Source organism: Streptomyces sp. NPDC048696 (assembly GCF_043198895.1).
Lineage (GTDB): Bacteria > Actinomycetota > Actinomycetes > Streptomycetales > Streptomycetaceae > Streptomyces.
In genome coordinates this window covers 20,200-39,073 of sequence record NZ_JBICVJ010000021.1, presented here as the reverse complement: position 1 = coordinate 39,073, position 18,874 = coordinate 20,200, and the positions used below count along the sequence as shown (strand labels likewise).

General features: G+C 70.4%; 16 protein-coding genes. 7 read left to right on the top strand and 9 right to left on the bottom strand.

All coding sequences use genetic code 11. The features are described 5' to 3' along the window. Nucleotides 1–29: 29 nt before the first annotated feature. Together ACGFRG_RS32075 and ACGFRG_RS32070 are read right to left on the bottom strand one after the other, a co-directional pair. Nucleotides 30–1,190: a hypothetical protein gene (locus tag ACGFRG_RS32075; RefSeq protein WP_393269625.1), complete on the bottom strand. Its 1,161-nt coding sequence runs from the start codon at nt 1,188–1,190 to the stop codon at nt 30–32. Between the two features lie 315 nt (nt 1,191–1,505). Next, nucleotides 1,506–1,988 carry a hypothetical protein gene (locus tag ACGFRG_RS32070; RefSeq protein ID WP_361430855.1) on the bottom strand — a complete coding sequence of 161 codons (483 nt, stop codon included), beginning with the start codon at nt 1,986–1,988 and terminating at the stop codon, nt 1,506–1,508. A gap of 296 nt (nt 1,989–2,284) precedes the next feature. On the opposite strand from ACGFRG_RS32070, the gene ACGFRG_RS32065 reads away from it, so the two are divergent. Further along, nucleotides 2,285–2,848 (top strand): hypothetical protein, encoded by a 564-nt coding sequence (locus ACGFRG_RS32065; RefSeq protein ID WP_361430853.1) that lies wholly within the window; start codon nt 2,285–2,287, stop codon nt 2,846–2,848. A gap of 87 nt (nt 2,849–2,935) precedes the next feature. Next, on the top strand, nt 2,936–4,495 hold the full coding sequence (locus ACGFRG_RS32060; protein WP_361430851.1) for an MFS transporter: 1,560 nt from the start codon (nt 2,936–2,938) through the stop codon (nt 4,493–4,495). A 508-nt stretch (nt 4,496–5,003) separates the two neighbouring features. On the opposite strand, the gene ACGFRG_RS32055 is transcribed toward ACGFRG_RS32060, so the two are convergent. Further along, nucleotides 5,004–5,822, bottom strand: a complete 819-nt coding sequence (locus ACGFRG_RS32055; RefSeq protein WP_393269620.1) for a serine hydrolase domain-containing protein — start codon at nt 5,820–5,822, stop codon at nt 5,004–5,006. Nucleotides 5,823–5,929: 107 nt separating this feature from the next. Next, on the bottom strand, nt 5,930–7,033 hold the full coding sequence (locus ACGFRG_RS32050; RefSeq protein ID WP_393269617.1) for a phosphatidylinositol-specific phospholipase C domain-containing protein: 1,104 nt from the start codon (nt 7,031–7,033) through the stop codon (nt 5,930–5,932). A gap of 409 nt (nt 7,034–7,442) precedes the next feature. On the opposite strand from ACGFRG_RS32050, the gene ACGFRG_RS32045 reads away from it, so the two are divergent. Continuing rightward, a complete protein-coding gene (locus ACGFRG_RS32045) occupies nt 7,443–9,362 on the top strand; it encodes an APC family permease (RefSeq protein WP_393269615.1) in 1,920 nt (639 codons plus the stop codon). Nucleotides 9,363–9,423: 61 nt separating this feature from the next. Here the strand turns inward: ACGFRG_RS32045 and ACGFRG_RS32040 are convergent, their stop codons facing one another. From ACGFRG_RS32040 to ACGFRG_RS32030, 3 genes are all read right to left on the bottom strand, one after another. Next, nucleotides 9,424–10,161: a GntR family transcriptional regulator gene (locus ACGFRG_RS32040; protein WP_361430843.1), complete on the bottom strand. Its 738-nt coding sequence runs from the start codon at nt 10,159–10,161 to the stop codon at nt 9,424–9,426. A gap of 185 nt (nt 10,162–10,346) precedes the next feature. Further along, nucleotides 10,347–10,811, bottom strand: a complete 465-nt coding sequence (locus ACGFRG_RS32035; protein WP_393269612.1) for a cupin domain-containing protein — start codon at nt 10,809–10,811, stop codon at nt 10,347–10,349. 64 nt (nt 10,812–10,875) lie between these two features. Continuing rightward, nucleotides 10,876–11,103, bottom strand: coding sequence for a hypothetical protein (locus tag ACGFRG_RS32030; protein ID WP_361430839.1), 228 nt, complete (start codon nt 11,101–11,103; stop codon nt 10,876–10,878). Nucleotides 11,104–11,438: 335 nt separating this feature from the next. On the opposite strand from ACGFRG_RS32030, the gene ACGFRG_RS32025 reads away from it, so the two are divergent. The 3 genes from ACGFRG_RS32025 to ACGFRG_RS32015 all read left to right on the top strand — a co-directional run bounded on the left by ACGFRG_RS32025 (nt 11,439) and on the right by ACGFRG_RS32015 (nt 14,646). Beyond that, nucleotides 11,439–12,665 carry a carbohydrate-binding protein gene (locus ACGFRG_RS32025; protein ID WP_393269608.1) on the top strand — a complete coding sequence of 409 codons (1,227 nt, stop codon included), beginning with the start codon at nt 11,439–11,441 and terminating at the stop codon, nt 12,663–12,665. A gap of 256 nt (nt 12,666–12,921) precedes the next feature. Next, nucleotides 12,922–13,398 (top strand): SsgA family sporulation/cell division regulator, encoded by a 477-nt coding sequence (locus ACGFRG_RS32020; RefSeq protein ID WP_361430835.1) that lies wholly within the window; start codon nt 12,922–12,924, stop codon nt 13,396–13,398. Between the two features lie 258 nt (nt 13,399–13,656). Next, nucleotides 13,657–14,646 carry a carbohydrate-binding protein gene (locus ACGFRG_RS32015; protein WP_393269604.1) on the top strand — a complete coding sequence of 330 codons (990 nt, stop codon included), beginning with the start codon at nt 13,657–13,659 and terminating at the stop codon, nt 14,644–14,646. A 61-nt stretch (nt 14,647–14,707) separates the two neighbouring features. Here ACGFRG_RS32015 and ACGFRG_RS32010 read toward each other — a convergent pair whose 3' ends face one another. Continuing rightward, complete coding sequence (locus ACGFRG_RS32010; protein WP_393269601.1) at nt 14,708–15,781, bottom strand: DUF6528 family protein; 1,074 nt, start codon at nt 15,779–15,781, stop codon at nt 14,708–14,710. Between the two features lie 136 nt (nt 15,782–15,917). Here ACGFRG_RS32010 and ACGFRG_RS32005 point away from each other — a divergent pair, with 136 nt between their 5' ends. Then, nucleotides 15,918–16,910, top strand: a complete 993-nt coding sequence (locus ACGFRG_RS32005) for a GNAT family N-acetyltransferase (RefSeq protein ID WP_393269598.1) — start codon at nt 15,918–15,920, stop codon at nt 16,908–16,910. Nucleotides 16,911–17,016: 106 nt separating this feature from the next. Here ACGFRG_RS32005 and ACGFRG_RS32000 read toward each other — a convergent pair whose 3' ends face one another. Continuing rightward, complete coding sequence (locus tag ACGFRG_RS32000) at nt 17,017–18,828, bottom strand: M4 family metallopeptidase (RefSeq protein WP_361430827.1); 1,812 nt, start codon at nt 18,826–18,828, stop codon at nt 17,017–17,019. Nucleotides 18,829–18,874: the final 46 nt, after the last annotated feature.

The following is an 18,874-nucleotide window of genomic DNA, read 5'->3' as shown; positions in this document are numbered from 1 at the left end:
GCTTCATGCGCCGGATCGGAGCGGCGAGATCAGTTCTGCAGCGAATGCTGCGCGGTGGCGGGCGGCCTGCCCCGGCGCCCGCGCCTTCGCCCACGTGTCCGGTCTCTCTGCGGCCACAGCAGTACGTACGCGGTGGAGACCACCACGAAGGCGAGCCGTATCAGTCCCTTAGTGGAGTCGTCCGGGACGACGAAGACCGTGCCGTAGAGAGCGATCAGTGCGAGCCAGCTCCACCACGGCACAAGACGGCGCTGCCCGATGACGTCCCAGAGCAGCGTGCCCAGCAGCACCGACGCCGTGTAGTACGTGTAGACACTCGGGTCGAGAACGATGCGGGCGTTGGCGCCGAGCAGCACCACGGCGGCCCAGCGCTTGCGCCAGACCGCGATCCCGCCGAGTGCCAGACTCAGCGCGGCCTGGGCCGGCCGGTCCCAGCCCGGTGTCTCGGCGTCCCCGACTCCGAGCCAGCGCAGTGCCGACGCGGGTTGGTTGGGTATGGCGAATCCGGTCGCGGCGAAACTGCCCGAGTTGCCTATGAAGAACGGCAGCCAGGCCACCGCGATCAGCCCCGCGCACCACAGTCCGGCGCGCAGCCACGACTGCCTGGGCAGTGCGAACAGCAGCATGGCGAAGCCCAGCGCGGTCGGTTTGGAGTCCACGGCGAGTGCAAGCCAGATGCCGGTGCCGACCGCGTTGCCCCGGGTGACCGCGCGCACGGCGAGGGTGGTGAAGAACAGCGCCAGGACATCGTCGAGGTGGCCGAACCGGACCGAGACCTCGATCCACATCGGGATGAAGGCGAGCCCCGCGATCAGGACTCGCTGGCGCAGCCGCTGATGGTTGGTACCGGTGCCCAGGAAGTGCCACGCGGCGCTGCGGCCGACCAACACCACGATCACCAGGCCGAGCACGGACATCAAGGCGGCGGCGAGGAACTGGCCGGTCGATTCGGGGAACGGGTTGAACAACCCGGCGACGAGGAAGCTGATCGGCCCCATCTGGAGCTCGGGGTGGTGCGCGTAGAGGTTGAGGCCACCGGTGCCGTCGCCGGACGGCCCCTGGTAGATCAGCTCCCCGCCGGTGCGCAGATAGTGCCAGGAGAACCCACCGTTCGGCTCCACCACGGCGAACCAGAGGGCGGTCCACGCGGTGAGCAGCACGAGGTGCATCCGCTGACTGATGACCGGCACGTGCGTTCAGCTCCTGATTCCCCGCCGGGTGCGTCGACTGCTCTCAGGGGCCTGCGGAGCCCAACAGTGAAGACGGGAGTCTGGAGTGACTCGTTCATTCAGAAGAGAATTTGTGCTTCCGCCCACACCCGAAGGGTGACGAATGGGTCAGTCGGCGCTGATGACACCGGCGAGGGTAGAGATGCCGTCTGTACGGAGAGCGAACGGCCGGTGAGCGTCGGACAGCAAGACTTCGGGGTCACGACCGACTGGGCGTCCCCTCGTTCCGTTCGTTCCTTCGCGTCGGTCATCGACAGGGCGCCCGCCTTGGAGACGTCAGATCGCGGGCTCGACTTCGAGGTGGCGGTGGCGGCGGGCGCCTCGGTATTCCAGTGCCTCCCAGCCCAGTGGGCGCAGTGCGTTCGCGCACCGCCGCAGCGCCTCGGCCTCGTCCTGCGCGGCGCCGCTGCCGGCCGGGCCCAGCCATTCCACGATGACGGCTCGGGTGGAGTCCGTGGGGGTGACTCGGTAACCGGTTGCGGTGCGTCGGCCGGTGGTGTCGACGGCGGAGGGCGGGATCCCTGCGGCCTCCAAGGTCAGGGCGACGGCTCGCACCATCTGGTTGCGCTCCCAAGCGGCGGGGACGGAGAGCGGGTCGGGGTGGTCGGTGTTCATCAGGCGGCGGATTTGTCGTAGTCCCTCGAACGCCACCCGCACGGCGGCCTCGCGCTGGGCGGGCGGTTCGGCCGTCGTCGGCTCGTCGCCGGTCGCCGCCTCGAACGCCGAGGTCCGTTCGCCGTGGTCGTTGGAAGGCGTCACCGTGTTCCTTCCGTGCGGTGATCGGGGGCATCGGGGAGTCAAGTGTCGCCGACCGGGCGGCTGAGGTGTGGGGGACTTTGGGATGCTCGCGCCTCCAGCTCGCTCCGGCGCCCACCCTGCTCGCTCCCGCGCCCACTCGCTCGCTCCCGCGCCCCCTTCACTCACTCCCGTGCAGCCCGCTTGCTCCCCTGCTCGCCTCGCCGAGGGCCCGCGCCGCCGCTCCCCGCCGTCCTTTGTGAGTAAAGCTTGCTCCATATGAGACATATTTGTATCATGTGAGGCATGGGAGGATCGTCATGCTGAAAGATGAAGCGCTGCTTGACGCGGCGGCGCGGGTACTTGCGGACAATCGTGGGGCCTCGCTGGTCCAGGTGGCTGCCGGGATCGGCATCAGCCGTGCGACGCTGAGCAGGCGCTATCCGACCCGGGAAGCGTTGATCAGGGCCGTCGCGGCGCGTGCCATCGAGGTCATCGACGAGCGGCTGGCCGAGACCGATCTGCCCGACGACGCCGACGCGGCGGACTTCGACGCGTCACTCGAACGGCTGATCGCCGACCTCGCGCCCGCTGTCGACCTGTACGGCTTCACGGCCCACGACGGCCTCGTTCTCGCCGACCCGGTCTTCCGGGCCGGGCTTGAGCGGCATGACCAGCGCGCGCTGCGTTTCGTGGCCCTCGGGCAGCGGCTCGGGCGGCTTCGCAGTGATCTGCCGCCGTACTGGATCTGGTACATGCTGTGGGGACTGCTCGACGCGGCCGCCGAGGGTGTCCGCGACGGGCATCTCGGACACCGGGAGATCCGCCGTCTGGTCGGCACGGTGTTCCGTCATGGCGCGGAACCTCCGGACGCGTCGCTCTGACGAGCGCGTCCACCTGGCTCGTACCGTCGAACGCCATGGCGCACAGGACGGGTACGGCACCTCGAAACAGCTCCGAACGGAACACCCATGCAAGCCTCTGTCTCCCGGCCCGTTACCGCCGACCTCACCGAGCGCCTGGATCCCCGGCGTTGGATCGTTCTGGCGATCCTCTCCGGGAGCCTGCTGCTGATCGCGATGGACACCACGATCCTCAACGTGGCGTTCCCGTCGCTCGTCGCCGACCTTCAGCCCGGCTCGATCGAGCAGCTCTGGATCATCGACGTCTATGCCCTGGCCCTCTCCGGGCTGCTCGTCACCGCGGGTGGTCTCGGTGACCGATGGGGGCGGAAGCGTCTGCTCCTGCTCGGTTTCGCGATATTCGCCCTGGCGTCGCTGCTCGCCGTGTTCGCCACCGCGGCTTGGCATGTCATCGGGGCGCGGGCGTTGCTCGGTGTCGGCGGCGCGGCGATCATGCCGTCCACGCTGTCGATCCTGCGGGATGTCTTCACGGACGCGCGCGAGAGGGCGTTCGCGTACGCCGTGTGGGCGGCGGTGCTCGGTGGCGGTATGGCGCTCGGCCCGATCATCGGGGGTCTGCTCGTTCAGGACCACGGCTGGCAGTCGGCGTTTCTGCTCAACATCCCTGTTGCCGCGCTGGTGATTGGCTTTGGGCTGTGGTTCCTGCCTGAGTCGCGTTCGGCGCGGAGTGGCAAGTGGGACTGGTGGGGTGTGGGTCAGTCGATCGTCGGCATGCTCGCCCTCGCGGGCGGTATCAAGCAGCTCGGCAAGAGTGGTGTCACCGACCCGATGCCGTGGATCCTGCTGACGATCGCGGCGGTCGCGCTGACCGTGTTCGTACGCCGTCAGCTCCGCCTGGAGATACCACTGCTCCAGGTACGGCTGTTCACCAACCGGGCCTTCAGTATCGCCGCCGTCGCCATTTTCCTTGGCATGGTCGGTATGGGTGCGGTGTTGTTCCTGGTGACCCAGTGGTTCCAGTATGCCCAGGGGTACACGCCGTTGCAGGCCGGGTTGCGGCTGCTGCCCGCGCCGCTGGGGCTGATCGTCACCTCGATGGTCACGCCCGCGCTGATGCAGCGCTTCCCGATCCGGCATGTCATGGGCGCCGGACTGGTCGCGATGGCGGTGGGGCTCGCGCTTCCTTGGGTCGTCCAACGGTTCGCGGAGGTCGGATACCCGGCGTTCGGAGTTGCCCTGGCGGTGCTCGGTCTGGGGGTCGGCGTGGCGACCACGGTGGCGTCCGTGACCTTGATGGCCGCGGCTCCCGCGAGTGACGTCGGTGGTGCGGCGGCGATCGAGGAGACGTGTTACGAGCTGGGTGCCGCTATGGGGGTGGCGATTCTGGGCAGCCTCGCGACCGCGCTGTACACGGCCAACCTGCCGTCGCTCGGCGGCCTGGACGGGGCGGCCGTCGGCAAGGTGCGCGACTCCGTTGGCGAGGCCGCGCATGTGGCCGAGGGGGTAGGTGGCTCGGCCGGCAACGCGCTGCTCGATGTCGTGTCGCACGCGTACAGTACGGCGATTACGCCTGCGTTCCTCGTAGCCGGGGGGCTGGTGGTCGCGGCCGCCGCGATGGTGTGGGCGTGGATCCCGAGGGACCTGCGTCCGACGGAGAACGCGCACTGAGGAGTGAGCCCCCACCCCGCCCGTTCCCTTAACCCTCCGGGGGATGGTGGGGGTTGAGGTGGGGGAGGGGGAGTTTTCCCGGGGCTCCGCCCCGGGAACCCCGGCGGGGCCTGCGGCCCCTGCACCCCGCGCTGCGGGCTCCGCCCGTCAGGAGAAGGCCCGGCCGGGGTTTCCCACAGCCCCGCCCCGGATCCCCAGCGGGACCCGAGCCCGTGCACCCCGGTGCAGGGCCCCGCCCAGCCCCGCCCCGGATCCCCGGCGGGACCCGCGCGCGTACACCCCGGTGCAAGGCCCCGCCCCTGCACCCCGTTGGGGTCGGTGGGCAGTGGGGCCTGCGGCCCTGGGGGTGAGCCGCGCGGCGGAGCCGGTGCGCCGAACGCCTCGGCGATGGCCTGGACATGGGTGCCGAAACCGGTCGGCTCCGGCGGCGGTCAGCTCTTGTTCCGTCCGCCGACCCCGCACACCGCTCGCCCCCGCCAGGAGAATCCTCATCGCCGTGTTCCCCGCGTCACGACTTCAGGAGCTGTACTCCGATCTTGTCGGTGGTGTCCGCGTCGCCGCTGAGTCGGTGGACCAGGATCCATCGGCCGCTGGGCAGGGCGCCCGCGAAGACGGAGGCGTCCTTGGTGGCGCCGTTGTGCCACAACAGGCCGCCGGTCCGCTGCCAGGAGGGGGCCGGGTCCCCGAGGCGGCGCTCGACGAGGAGCGAAGTGACCAGCCGGGCGGTCGCGTTGGGGGTCGCCCACAGGCCGCCTGCCGGGAGTATCGCGCCGGTCATGGTCCACGGTTTGACCGTGCGGCCGAACAGCCCGCGGGACAGCAGCCGTCGGTCGTGCGGGGGCGTGGACGTGACGTCGGTGATGCCGAGCGGGGTGAGGACGTGCCGGCCGAGGAGTTCTTCGTACGGTGCTCCGCCCGCCGCCACGAGCGCCGAACCGAGCACCGCGTAGCCGAAGTTGGAGTACTCCTCGCGCTCGCCCGGGCGGGCGGTCGTCAGCGAGTCGAGGCGCCGGAGCAGACTGTCGAGAGCCTGGGCGTCGAAGGGCGCGTACGGGTTCAGGGGGCGCAGTCCCGGCGGCAGCCGGGGCAGGCCGGAGGTGTGCTCGGCGAGGTGGCGAAGGGTGATGCCGGTGCCCGACGGCACGGGCAGGAAGCGGTCGAGCGGGGCGTCGAGGTCGAGGGCGCCCTCGGCGGCGAGGCGGACCAGCAGCGTGCCCGTGAGAGGTTTGGTCAACGAACCTATCTGGACGAACAGTTCGGGGTCGTGACCGTACTCGGCCCGTGGCGGGGCGGAGTCGCTGAGGACGCAGATCGGGACGGAAGCCATCGTCCCATGATCAGCGACGCCCTGGGCCGGGAACGCGGCGGGGGCCCGCCCCGAAAGGTGCCGGGGCGGGCCCGCCTTGCTGCGTGCCGGACGTCGGCGGTGAGGTGTCAGCCCCGGGGCAGCGTCAAGCCCTGGGCCTGCGGAAGGGCGGTCCAGTCGTTGGAGGCGATGGTCGCGTGGGACTTGGCGAGCAGCGCTATACGGGCCTGGGCGTCGGCCGGGGTCGGGTTCTTGTCGTCGAGGGCCGGTGCGACCTTGTGCGCGTCGGTCATGACCAGCAGATAGTGGCGGGCGTCGTACCAGGCGGTGTCGATCGTGCCGTTGAGATACGTGGCGGCGTCACCGTCGAAGACGACGAACCACGGGCGGAGCGAGGTGTCCGGGTAGCGGGTGCGGGGGTCGCCGCTCTGGGCGCCGTGGACGGTGGGGAAGATCTGCGCCTGGTCGGTCCGCCCGGCGGTGTGCAGATCGCGCAGGTAGGTCGCGTACTCCTTGTCGGTCCACAGCGTGTCGGTCGGATTGTTCTCCTCGACCGTGCCGGGAATGATCTCCAGGAGTACCCTTCCGGCGAGCTGCGCGCGCGTGGGCCAGTTTCCGGCGATGGCCGCCTCGTCGAGCGTGGCGTACCGGCCGCCGCCGGGCTTGGCCAGCAGATCGGCCGGGCGGAAGACCGTCGAGCCGAGGTGGGCGCTGATGGCCTTGTCCAACTGGGCCGGGCCGAGGCCGAAGTGGGACTGGAAGCCCGCCTTCATCTCCAGCTTGATCACGAGCGGCGCGTGCCCGGGGTGGGCCGCGAGCCAGACCCGTACGTCGTCGAGGCAGCTCTCCAGGTCCTTGTTCGCGCCGCCGGAGTAGAGCTGCGCGGGCGTGCTGGCGTTCACGCAGTTGTTGCTGTTGCCCAGGGGGTTGGAGTGGCTGACCTTCCACTCCTTGGTGATGAAGTCGTCCCACACATCGAGCTCGATCATGGAGGTGCCGGTGTCGAGCGCCTGCGCCAGATACTTGAACGCGGCCGGGTCGTATGTGTTGTGCAGACCCGACGAAGTGGCGCCGGACAGCGGCAGGGTGTCGGTCCCTGCGGGAGCGGCGGAGGCCGCGGAGGCCGCGTGGCCCCCGCCGGTGCCGACGAGCACGAGACCGGCGGCGAGCGCGCCGGCCAGCGCGGTGCGCAGGACTACGGGAAATCGGCGTCTGGGCAGCGGTTTTGGCACGGGGTTCCTCCTGTGGGGGATGGCTCTTCGCCGGACGGTGACAGCAGAGTGTGAATCGACGAAGTCATGACAAGCAACACGAGCTGCACTGCGGCTGCATTCCGCTCGCATTCCGCCTGCGTCGCCGCTGCCGGTCTCGTGCGCTGAACACCACGCCCGACAGCGGTCTGATGGACGGCCAGATCGTACGGTCGGGCCCCGCTGAGCTTCGCCAGCAACAGCAACAGCAGCAGCAACGACACCGACCCGGCCACCGGAGCCACCGTGTCCACCTGGCCGCTGACCACGACGGCCACCCGCGCCGCCCGATGCGGAACAGGCGGGCAAAGGCCGGTCGTCCGGCACCCGGATGGTCACCCCGGCCGTGTCGTGCGGCCCCGCCGGGGTCCGCCGCAACGATGATGCGCAAATGCGCAGGTTCAATCCCAAACAGGTACTTGTCGGTCGACCGCTCGACACCTCACGGCTCGGCGAGACGCTGCTGCCGAAGCGCCTCGCGCTGCCCATCTTCTGCAGCGACCCGCTCTCCTCGGTCGCGTACGCGACCGAGGAGATCCTGCTCGTCCTCGCGCTCGGCGGCGTCACCCTGCTGCATCTGGCCTGGTACGCGGCCGCCGCGATCGTCTTCCTGCTCGTCGTGGTCGTCGCCTCGTACCGGCAGACCTGCTACGCCTACCCCGGAGGTGGCGGCGCGTATGTGGTGAGCTCCGAGAACCTCGGCGCCACCGCTGCCCTCACCGCCGCGAGCGCCCTGCTGGTCGACTACGTCCTCACCGTCGCCGTGTCGGTGGTCTCCGGTGTGCAGGCCATCACCTCGGCGGTCCCCTCGCTCCACGACCACCAAGTGGCGCTCTCCGTCGGCTTCGTCACCATCCTGACCCTGCTGAACCTGCGCGGGGTGCGCGAGTCGGGGCGGATCTTCGCCATTCCCACGTACGGTTTCGTCGCCGTCATCTACGTGATGTTCCTGATCGCGGGCATCCGGCTGGCCGGTGGCACCACCATCCGGGCCGAATCCGCGCATCTGCCGATCCAGCAGGCGGGTACGTACGCCGGGCTCGCGCTGGTGCTGCTCGCGATGCGGGCGTTCGCGTCCGGCTGTACCGCGCTCACCGGTGTCGAGGCGATCAGCAACGGGGTGCCCGCCTTCCAGAAGCCGAAGAGCCGCAACGCCGCCGCGACACTGGCCGCCATGGGCTTCCTGTCGGTCACCATGTTCGTCGGGATCACCGCCCTGGCGCTGGTCTACAAGGTCCATGTGGCATCGGATCCCACCGAGTTGGGCCTGCCGGCCGGTACGGCGACGTCCACCGCGCTCGCCCAGATCGCCCGGGCCACCTTCGGGCATGTGGACATCCTGTTCTATCTGGTGCAGGCGTTCACCGCGGGCGTCCTGGTCCTCGCCGCCAACACCGCCTTCAACGGCTTCCCGATGCTCGCCTCGATCCTGGCCCGGGACCGGTACGCGCCGCGCCAGCTCTACAACCGGGGCGACCGGCTGGTGTACTCCAACGGCGTCGTGCTGCTCGCCCTCGCCGCGATCGGGCTCATCGTCGCCTTCGACGCCGAGCTCACCCGGCTCATCCAGCTGTACATCATCGGGGTCTTCGTCTCGTTCACGCTCTCCCAGGCGGGCATGGTCCGGCACTGGCGCAAGGAGCTGCGGGCGAATCCGACGGGCGCGCAGCGGCACAGGATCCACCGCTCGCTGGCGATCAACGCCGTGGGCGCCACCCTCACCGGCCTCGTCCTGATCATCGTGCTCATCACCAAGTTCACCCACGGCGCCTGGCTGGTCATCATCGCGATGCCCGTGCTGTTCCTGGGGATGAAGGGCGTGCGACGGCATTACGACCAGGTGGCCGGGCAGGTCGCCGTCGCGCCGGACGCGCGGCCGCGCAAGCCCGCGCGCCACCATGTGATCGTGCTGGTCGCGTCGGTGCACGCCCCGACCCTGAAGGCGATCGGCTTTGCCCAGGCCCTGCGGCCCAGCACGCTCACCGCGCTCACGGCCGCGGCCGACGAGGATGCGGAACGGCTGCGCCGGGCGTGGGACGAGCACGAGCTCGACGTCCCGCTGCGGATCCTGCACTCGCCGTACCGGGAGGTGGTGAGCCCGATCATCGCCCATGTGCAGGAGGTGGCGGCGGCGGACTCCGAAGCGGTGGTGTCCGTCGTCATCCCCGAATACATCGTGGGCCGCTGGTGGGAGCAGCCGCTGCACAACCAGAACGCGCTGCGGCTGAAGGCCCGACTGCTGTTCACCCCGGGGGTGACGGTCATCGATGTGCCGTACCTGCTGCAGTCGGGCCGCGAGGCCGGCCGCTGACCGATCAGCCGTTGACCCGATCAGCCACTGACCGGTCAGCCGCCGCCGGGAAGGGTGATCCTCACAGCGGAGGGCGGACATCCCGGGCCGGGGAGCTGAAGTGGTAGACGGGGCCCTGCTCGGCGTGCGGGAAGGTGAGGAGGGTGATCTCCAGCGTGCGATGGTGCTGGTCGCGCACCTCGCGGTGGATCTCCAGCTGGGGGACGCCGTTCGACGTCTCGTCGCCGGGCGCCATGATCAGCTGCTCGTTGTGCTCCAGGCTGAGCCCCGCGTCCGCCGCCCACGCGTACAGCCTGCGCAGATCGCTGTGGGTGTGGTGGGAGAGCGTGCGCTCGTAGCGGGCGAGCAGCGGGACCTGGGCGATGAGGCTGGGGGAGAGGTAGCTGACGGCGTGCTGGATGACCCGGTCGGCGGCGGAGGCCACGTAGTAGTGGACGAGGGTGCGGGCGCCGGCCCGCATGCCGAGCTTCGCCGCGTAGTGCGCGGGAGCGGGCTCCCAGACGAGCCGGGTGGCGGCCGGGACGCCCGCGCGGGGGCTGAGCGCGCCCAGCGGGAACTGCGCCTCCGGTGGCGCCTGGAGGAGCCGCGCGTGCGCCTCGCCCGGGCGGTCGCCGCGTACGAACGAGCCCCGCTTCTCGGTGCTGATCAGGCCCTCCTGCCGCAGTACGTCCAGGGCCTGACGGATCGTCTGGCGGTTGCTGCGGTAGTGCTCGGCCAGGATGCGCTCGGCGGGCAGCCGGTGTCCGGGGGCCGAAGTGCCGGACTCTATCGTCGACTTGAGGTCGTGGGCGATCTCCATGTATCGGGGAACGGGGGGAAGGGAATGACCATGTGTGCCGGGCATGTGTCTCCCTGGAGTGATCACTGCGGGTGTCTGAGTGGTTCTGTGGAGCGACTGCCTTTGTATCATTGGTCTAGACCGCAAGCGCGATCCACAGCCTCCGATTGGCGAGATTGCAACACGCGGGAGAGGCCGCGTGCGGGTCACGCGGGCAGGAATGGCCGGAGCGCGTCGATCGCTTCCGGAAAGCCGCGCAGGTCCGCCTCCGTCGCGAACTCGTGGTCCGCGTAGTCGAAGCCGGGCGTGACCACCTCGGCGACCAGGCCGTGTGCGGCGCCGTCGACGAGGTGGGACGCCTTCCAGTGGCCGCCGGGGACGAGCAGGAATCTCTCGTCGTCCGCGCCGAGCCGCACACGGCCGAGGCTGCCGTCCGGGGCGAGCGTGACGTATTCCAGCGGCCCGCCGTCGATCAGGAAGTGCAAGATGTCGCTGCGGTTGCGGTGCAGACGGCCGCGCGGCTCGTCCCGGGTGAGCAGATAGTGGATCGAGGTGGCGGCCGCCCGGGGGCCCCGGGGTAGCGACAGGGTGTGCGCGCTGGTGTAGATCCGGCGGAAGTAACCGCCCTCCGCGTGGGGTTCGAGCCCGAGCTCCGCAACCCAGTCCCGCATGGCGTGCACCCTTTCCGATCGCCGTCGCCCCCGGAGCCCCCATAGTGTCAGGTGCGGCCCGCCGTCATGGACCCGAGGCGCAGGTATCGGTCTGGAGGTCCTCCACCAGGGCGAACAGCCTGGCTTCGTTGCCCGCCAGGCCCGCCGCCCGCAGGGACTCCTCCGCCTCGGCCATCGGCCCGGCGAGCAGCGCCAGCGCGCGCGGGGCCGTCCGCGGGTCGGCGAGCACGGCCTGCGCGGTCCGCAGCAGCCGGACGTACGCCTTGGCGGCCGTGCGCTCCGGTTCCGTCATCTCGGCTTCTCCTTGTCTTCGGTACATCTGTCTCAGACGCCGCATCGCGTCGTATCCGGCGTGAAGGTGTCGGACCGTCAAGCATCTCTCGCGGCACTGACAATGAGAGGAGCGCGGCGCGCCAAGGCCGTCGACCGGGGCGTCGTGGGGACGGATGCGGGCCCGTACGCTCTGCCTCGCTCCGGCTCGTACGTTGTATGTTCAAGGATTCCCCATGGTCTAGTCCAAGTCGTTGACGTGCCCCGGACACGGCTCGATTCTGCTGGGAACCCATCCCCCCTCGGGGTCCTATCGGGACCCCTCGGGACTCCTCCCCCCACTCAGGAGACCTCGACATGAAGCGTCTTCGCGCGCTCCTCTGCGGTGCCGCCACCGCCGCGCTGGCCACGGCCGGCCTCTCCGCCTTCGTCGCCGGGCAGGCCGCCGGGGCGAGCGCCGACGCGACCGCCCTGAGCAACAGGTGGTACGCGGCGGCGCCCTATCTGATGCCGCTCGACAACAATCCGCCGAACGCCGCCGCCATCATGGACGCCACCGGGCTCAAGGCGTTCCAGCTCGCCTTCGTCCTGGCCCCCAACGGCGGCGGCTGCAGCCCGACCTGGGGCGGCACCGCGCCCGTCTCGTCCGACACGGCGGTCGCCGGGGTCATCGCGTCCATCAGAGCCAAGGGCGGCGACGTATCGGTCTCCGTCGGCGGCTACGGCGGCACCAAACTCGGCCAGAACTGCTCCGACGCCGCGAGCACCGCCGCCGCGTACCAGCAGGTCATCACCAAGTACGGGCTGAAGGCGATCGACTTCGACCTGGAGGAGCCGGAGTACGAGAACAGCACGGCCATCGCCCATGAGATCGGCGCCGCCAAGATCCTCCAGCAGAACAACCCCGGCCTGTACGTCTCGGTCACCACGGCCGGAACGGCCGACGGCACCGGCTGGTTCGGCAAGCAGATGCTCAACGAGGCCAAGGGGCAGGGGTTTGTGCCCAACAACTTCTCGATCATGCCGTTCGACGGCGGGTTCGGCGGCGCCGCCGCCCAGACGAGCGCGCTGACGAACCTCAACTCCATACTCCGGTCCACCTTCGGCTGGGACGAGGCGACCGCGTACGCCCACGAGGGCTTCTCCGGGATGAACGGCCGCAGCGACAGCGGCGAGTACTTCCGCCAGGCCGACTTCCAGACCGTGCTCGACTACGCGACCAGTCACGGCATGGACCGCTTCACGTTCTGGTCGCTCAACCGCGACCGGCAGTGCTCCCCGCCCGACAACAACGGCACCACCTCCGGAACGTGCAGCAGTGTGGCCCAGGCCGACTGGGACTTCGCCAAGTACTCGGTGACCTTCGCCGGCGCCACCCCTCCGCCCACCACCCCGCCGACCACGCCGCCCACTTCGCCCCCCGGCGCCTGCTCGGTGGCCGCCTGGAGCGCCACCGCCGTCTACACCAAGGGCAACGAGGTCTCCCACAGCGGCCACAAGTGGCTGGCCAAGTGGTGGACCCAGAACGAGGAGCCCGGCACCACGGGGGAGTGGGGCGTCTGGCAGGACGAGGGAGCCTGCTGATCGGCCGCACACCTCGCGCATCGCTGATCCGCCGCACCCCTTGAATCACTGATCCGCCACACCGCGCGGCCCGTATGTCCGGCGCGCCCCCTTGACCGGGGGCGCGTCGACGTATTTCCGGTAGTCGATCGGGGCAGTTGAGTCGGTTCGGGCGCGCGGTGCGTATGTGAGGTGGTGGAATCCGTCACTAACAGCACAGTCCATTTCGTCATAGAGGACATAGAGACGACGCTGGTGCCGTCCCGAGGGGGGAGACATGGAAGAGATCTGCGTACCGCTGTATGTGGAGCTGTTGCACGAGGGGGGTGATGCCATGACCCCGGTGGAAGCGGTGATGACCTACGACCCGGACGACCCGCTCGCGGTGTCGGTCGACTTCGTCTGCGGCAACGGCACCCACACCACGTGGACGATGGGACGGGACCTGGTGGCCGAGGGCCTGCTGTCGCGCCGTCCGGTCGGCCTCGGTGACGTACGGGTCTGGTACTGCGGCGACGGGGGGCTGCGGATCAGGCTGGATTCGGACGAGGGCAGCGCGGACCTCCTCGCGGGCCTGGAGGACGTCGCGGTCTTCCTCTCGCGTACGTACCAACTCGTGCCGGAAGGAAGCGAGTTAGAGGGTTACGACGTGGACCGGGCCGTCGGGCTGTTACTCGCGGCGACTCCGTCTCCCGCGGTGGCCCGCTGTCGGTGCGGCCGGGAGTGTCCATGTCGTGACCACGGCGGCCAGTAGCGCCGGTGGGGGGTTGAAAACTTTCCGCATGCGGCCCGTCCCGAGGTCCGGGGCGGGCCCACCGGCTCCGGAGCATCCCGCGTGAAGGTGTGTGTTCCCTGCGGCTATTGACAGTTCTGTCAATGACATGGACATTACTAGTCGCTCACCCGGTTCCGTCGCGGCGCACCGTCCCGCGCCGCCCGCGAGCCGTGCTCCGACCCCCCACCGTCGTACCCCATGACGTCCGGACGCCCCGTCCGGTACTGGAGGAGCCACGTGAACAGACACCTCCCGATACACGGCGCGAGATCCAGCGGATCGAACAGGTCCATCAGTTCGATCAGGTCCACCCGATCCCTGAGAGCCGTCCTCGCGGCCGCGCTGCTCGTGGTCGCCGCCGCACTCGGCACGCTGCCGGGCGCCGGCACCGCCGCCGCCCGCCCCCTCGACCGCGTCGGCGCCGCGCCCTCGCCCGACGCCCCGCACCGCGGAACCGTCGCCCACGCGCGCGTGCCCGGCCACGACGCCGGTCGCGAAAAGGCGGTGAAGGCACTCAAGGACGGCCGGTCCGCGCACCGCCGAATCGGCGCGGCCGATCTCACGCACAACTGGTGGGGCATCTTCCCGCAGCCCGGCACCCACGACGGCATCACCGCCACCCACAGCGTCGACCCCGCCTACCACGTCACCGGCCCGGACAACTTCACCTACGCGCCCACCACCAAGGCCCAGAACTCGTGCATCGAGGTGGTCACCGCGTACTGGAACAGCGGCAACGAGCTGTGGGCCTGGGACTGGTGCTCACAGGACGGCGGTCCGGCCAAGATCCTGCCCATCGACGCGGACTTCCGTACGAAGTACACCAGCACGGTCGATGGCCGCCCGTCCTTCAGCATCCAGCTCGTGAAGGACGCCGGTTCCGGCAACCGCTGGTCCTCCTACCTCTACAACTACCCCTCCGCGCGGTGGGAGTTGCTCTACCGCCAGTCCGGGACCGACCAGAGCGACCTCGACTACGGCTGGGACATCTTCGAGATATACGCGAGCACCGACCCGGCCACCGGAGTGGGCTACTTCTGCACCGAGGCGAAGAACACGGTCTTCGACAGCAGCGCCATCCAACTGCGCAGGAACGGTGCCTGGAGCCCCGCGCGGCCGGCCGACTCCCCGTGGACCGAGGCCGACCCGGCCGGGCGCGACTTCCTCTGCCCGCCCCTGAAGTTCCTCCAGGCCGGTGCCAACGACCACTGGACCGTACGGCAGTGACCGCGCCCGCGGGCTGAGCGCCGCCCCTTCACGTCCGGCCGTGTCCCTGGGCGGCCGGACGTCACGGCGCGTCGGCCGTCCACCACCGCGCCTTGTACAGGCTCGACCCCTTCAGCTCCTCCTCACCGCCCGGCCCGTGGAAGCGGATGTGCGAGGTGCACCAGGCGCAGGGCGAGCCCGCGCCGGGGCTGACGGTGAGGACCTGACCGGTCACCGGGTTCTGGCTGACGCTCTTGACCGTCGGCCGGTCGATACCGCCCTGGTCCCTGTACGGGACGAACAGGCCGTCGCGGACGCTGAGCCGGCGTACATGGCTGCTCGTCGACACCCACAGCCCGCCCTCGGCGCCGACCGCCTTCGCCAGGTCGTGGCCGCCGGACTCGGGCAGGGCGACCGTACGGGCGGCCGTCAGCCGGGGGTTCGCGGCGGTGCCGTCCACGGCGAGGCCGACGAGGCGGGTGTCGCCCAGCGCCCAGAGCAGGCCGCTCGTCCCGTCCCAGAACAGCCCGTGGGCATCCGGCAGCGCGAATTCGGCGTACACGTCGGAGCGGTCGCCCTGCGAGGCGGTGTAGACGCGTACGAAGCCACCGGTGCTCGCCGCCACCGCGATGTTGCCGTCCGGCAGCAGCTCGACGCTGTGCGGGTTGCTGCCGGACGGCAGGGCGGTCGCCCAGTACACCGTGGAGTCGTTGCGGTGGACCGCCGCCACGAGCCCGCCGGAGGCGCAGGTCAGCAGGAGCGGGCCGGTGGCCGGGAAGCGGGCCTTTGCCTCGCTGACGTTCTGCCAGGCCGTGCTGGTGTCGAGGTCGTCGAGGGCGGGGTCGTCGACGGGCGACCAGGACCACAGCGGCACCAGATCGGCCACGCGCGCCAAGCCGTCGAAACCCCCGGAGCGCCAGTAGGCACTGGTCGCGTCGAGCAGGAGCACGGACTGGGACGCCTGGTCGCAGGCGAGGATCTGGGTCTGCGGCGCCTGGCGCGCGCGGGGCGCGGGCAGCGGGCGCGGGGCATACCCGGCCGCGTGGGCGGGCGACGCCGCCAGCGCGGTCAGAGCACCGGCGACCGAGGCGCGCAGCAGGGCCCGGCGGGGCGTGGTGCGGCCGTGCGCGGGACTCGGGACGGATTCGGTGGGCACGGGGCCACACGTTGGCAGGCGTGGTCATTTCATATGCATAACCGGGCGCCGAGTCCCTCGCACTCCACCCGGACGGGCCAGTCGTCGGCTGTTTTCCCGATGGGCGCGGGCGGCGCGTACGTATGACTATGGAGCGGTGAACACGTCGACATCCGCACCCGGGGGTCTGCTCGCGCGGCCGATGGACAAGTCCGATGTGGCCGCCTGGCTGGAGCTGCGCGACGACACCGAGCGTGTCGACCGGACGGGCCACCGTGTCGACGCGGACGACCTCGCCGAGGAGCTGGAGAACCCGAAGCTGGATCCGGCCGAGTCCACGCTCACCGTGTGGGACGGCGAGCGGATGGTCGCGTACGCGCTGGTGCACGCGCCCGACGGCGCGGTGGACGCGGCCCGCTTCAACGGCGACGCGGCGGTCCGCCCGGGGTGGCGGCGCCGGGGGCTCGGCGGGCATCTGGTCGCCTGGATGGACGCGCGCGCCCGCGCGCGATACGCCCAGGACTTCACCCATCTGCCGGGCGAGCTCCTGATCAGGGGAAAGTCGGGCGACGACAACCTTCGGGCGCTCGCCGACGCGGCGGGCTTCAGTGCCTGCCGGTGGTGGTTCGAGATGACCCATCCGCTCGACGCGAGCCGTCCGATGCCGCGCGGGGTGCCCGCCGGGCTGCGCCTGGTGACCTTCGAGCCCGCCTACGACGAGGCGACCCGGCTCGCCCACAACGACGCCTTCCGCGACCACTGGGACTTCACGGAGCTGGACGGGACCGACTGGCGGACCTGGGTCGTGGGGGCCCGCTCGTTCCGCCCGGCGCTGTCCCGGCTGCTCCTCGACGGCGACGAGGTCGTGGCGTATCTGATCGCCGAGGAGTACGACGCGGACACCGCGGCCGACGGCACCCGCGACTGCCACATCGGCTATCTCGCCACCCGCCGCAGCCACCGGGGGCTCGGCGCGGCCCCCGCCCTGATGGCCGCCACCATGGAGGCGGCCCTGACCCAGGGCTACGACAGCGCCTCGCTCACCGTCGACACCGCCAACCCGTCCGGCGCACTGGGCCTCTACGAGCGCCTCGGCTTCACCACACACCGCGAATACGTCACGTACGCACGGCCGTTGAGAACCGGCTGACCCGGGAACGCCGCCACCGCGCGCGTAGCGGCCGCCCGGGCTTGTGCACGCCGAAGGCGCCCCCGCGGATCCCGCGAGGGCGCCTCCGGGTGGATCGCGTCGGGCGTCAGTGCTTGGGCGTGTTCGCCACGGTGACGTTGACGGCGGCCCAGGCCTTGTCGACCGTCTTGTACTCCACGCTGGACGCGCCGTACAGGTCGGACGCCGCCTTCAGCGTCGCGACACGGGCGTCGTGGAAGTCGGTCGAGGAGACCATGTAGCGGGTCAGGGCGCGGTAGAAGATCTGCGTCGCCTTGTCCCGGCCGATGCCGGTGACCGTCGAGCCGTCGTACGTCGGGGAGTCGTACTGGACGTTCCCGATCGTCTTCTGGCCGCTGCCCTCGGCGAGCAGGTAGTACGCGTGCGAGGAGACGCCGGAACCGGCGTGGACCTCGGTGTCGTACGACGCGGGCGACCAGTAGTCGACCGTGCCCTCCAGCTGGTCCATGGACGGCTTGTCCAGGCGGCGCAGGAAGGTCTGCGCGAGCCCGAGCTTCTCGCCGATCAGGTAGTTCGGCGGGTTGTTCGGGTTGTTGGTCTGGAACTCGACGTTGCTGCCGAAGATGTCCGCCAGCGACTCGTTCAGCGAGCCCGCCTCACCGAACTGGTTGCCCCGCGCGTCGACCCGGGTCGGCTGCAGGTTGGCGGTCGCGTCGACGACGCCGTGGGTGAGCTCGTGGCCCGTGACGTCGAGCACGACCAGCGGCTTGGTGAAGGTGTCGCCGTCACCGTCGCCGTAGAACATGCAGCCGCAGTCCGAGGACCAGAACGCGTTGCCGACGTTGGAGCCGAAGTGCACCATCGCGTGGGCGCCGGCACCGTCGTTCTTGATGCCGTTGCGGCCGAACGCCTTCTTGTAGAAGTCGAGGGTGCTGGTGATGCCGTACTGGGCGTCCACGGCGGCCGTCTGGCGGTTGCTCGTGGAGCCGTTGCCCCAGGTGTTGGAGTTGTTGGTGAGCAGCTTGCCCTGGGCGAACTGCTCCAGCTCCTGGCCACCGGCGTCACGCGTCTCGGTGTTGCCGCGCGTGGCGTCCTTGAGGAGGTAGGAGGACTTGCCGGTCTTCAGCGTGTTGAGCTGGACCTGACCGACGAAGATCGAGGAGCCGGTACCGATGGAGGGGATGCCCACGGTCTTCGGCGGGTTGAACCCGAACGCCGTGCCCGCCGAGGCGGTCGCCTTGGACGTGGCGGCGGCGGCCCCGGTCTTGGGCGCGAGCGTCTCGCCGCGCTGCTTGAGGGTCTGCTTCAGTCGCGGCGAGACGAACTCGTCGTTGACCGGGGTGTTGCTGAGCACGGCACCGGTCGCGGCGTTGATGACGACCGTGCGGGCGCCGCCCGCCTCGGTGGTCTTGCTGCCGCTGACCTTGATCTGGTAGGCGAGCGTCGTGCGGCCGGCGCGCGCGTCGACGACCAGCTCGGCGGTGCCCGCGTTGCCCTTCGCGACCGAGGCGGCCTTGGCCTTGGCCTGGTCGGGCGTCAGCTTGGGAGTGCTGGAGGCGACCTGCACCTGGTGGCGGACCGCGCGGGTCACGTCCAGGTACTTGGACTTGGCGTCCAGGTGCACGACCAGGTCGCCGCCGAGAACCGGCAGGCCCTTGTGGGCGCGGACGAAACGGACGTGCTGCTTGCCGTCCGCGTCGACCAGCGCGTCGGTGGCCGTCAGGGTGTCGTCCTTGGAGACACCGGTGGCCGAGGCGTGCGCGAACGCGGCGGCGCGCGCAGCGTCCACGACCGACTTGGCGGCCGTGGTGGAGGCGACGGAGGAAGTCCCCGTGACGGCGGGGTTCGCGAAGGCGGTGCCCACGCCCCCTGCCGTGATGGTCGCGGCCGTGGTGACGGCCAGGGCTATCGCCAGGCTGCGTATGTGGGGTGTACGCACTATGGAGGGTCCTTAGTGGTGCAGGGGCGGCCGGCTACAACCGCCC

What these genes read in the sequence shown, in the direction of transcription:
- ACGFRG_RS32065 (WP_361430853.1), top strand. Translation starts at nt 2,285, where the DNA reads ATGCTGAAAGATGAAGCGCTGCTTGACGCGGCGGCGCGGGTACTTGCG.
- ACGFRG_RS32060 (WP_361430851.1), top strand. Translation starts at nt 2,936, where the DNA reads ATGCAAGCCTCTGTCTCCCGGCCCGTTACCGCCGACCTCACCGAGCGC.
- ACGFRG_RS32055 (WP_393269620.1), bottom strand. Translation starts at nt 5,822, where the DNA reads ATGGCTTCCGTCCCGATCTGCGTCCTCAGCGACTCCGCCCCGCCACGG.
- ACGFRG_RS32045 (WP_393269615.1), top strand. Translation starts at nt 7,443, where the DNA reads ATGCGCAGGTTCAATCCCAAACAGGTACTTGTCGGTCGACCGCTCGAC.
- ACGFRG_RS32040 (WP_361430843.1), bottom strand. Translation starts at nt 10,161, where the DNA reads ATGGAGATCGCCCACGACCTCAAGTCGACGATAGAGTCCGGCACTTCG.
- ACGFRG_RS32035 (WP_393269612.1), bottom strand. Translation starts at nt 10,811, where the DNA reads ATGCGGGACTGGGTTGCGGAGCTCGGGCTCGAACCCCACGCGGAGGGC.
- ACGFRG_RS32030 (WP_361430839.1), bottom strand. Translation starts at nt 11,103, where the DNA reads ATGACGGAACCGGAGCGCACGGCCGCCAAGGCGTACGTCCGGCTGCTG.
- ACGFRG_RS32025 (WP_393269608.1), top strand. Translation starts at nt 11,439, where the DNA reads ATGAAGCGTCTTCGCGCGCTCCTCTGCGGTGCCGCCACCGCCGCGCTG.
- ACGFRG_RS32020 (WP_361430835.1), top strand. Translation starts at nt 12,922, where the DNA reads ATGGAAGAGATCTGCGTACCGCTGTATGTGGAGCTGTTGCACGAGGGG.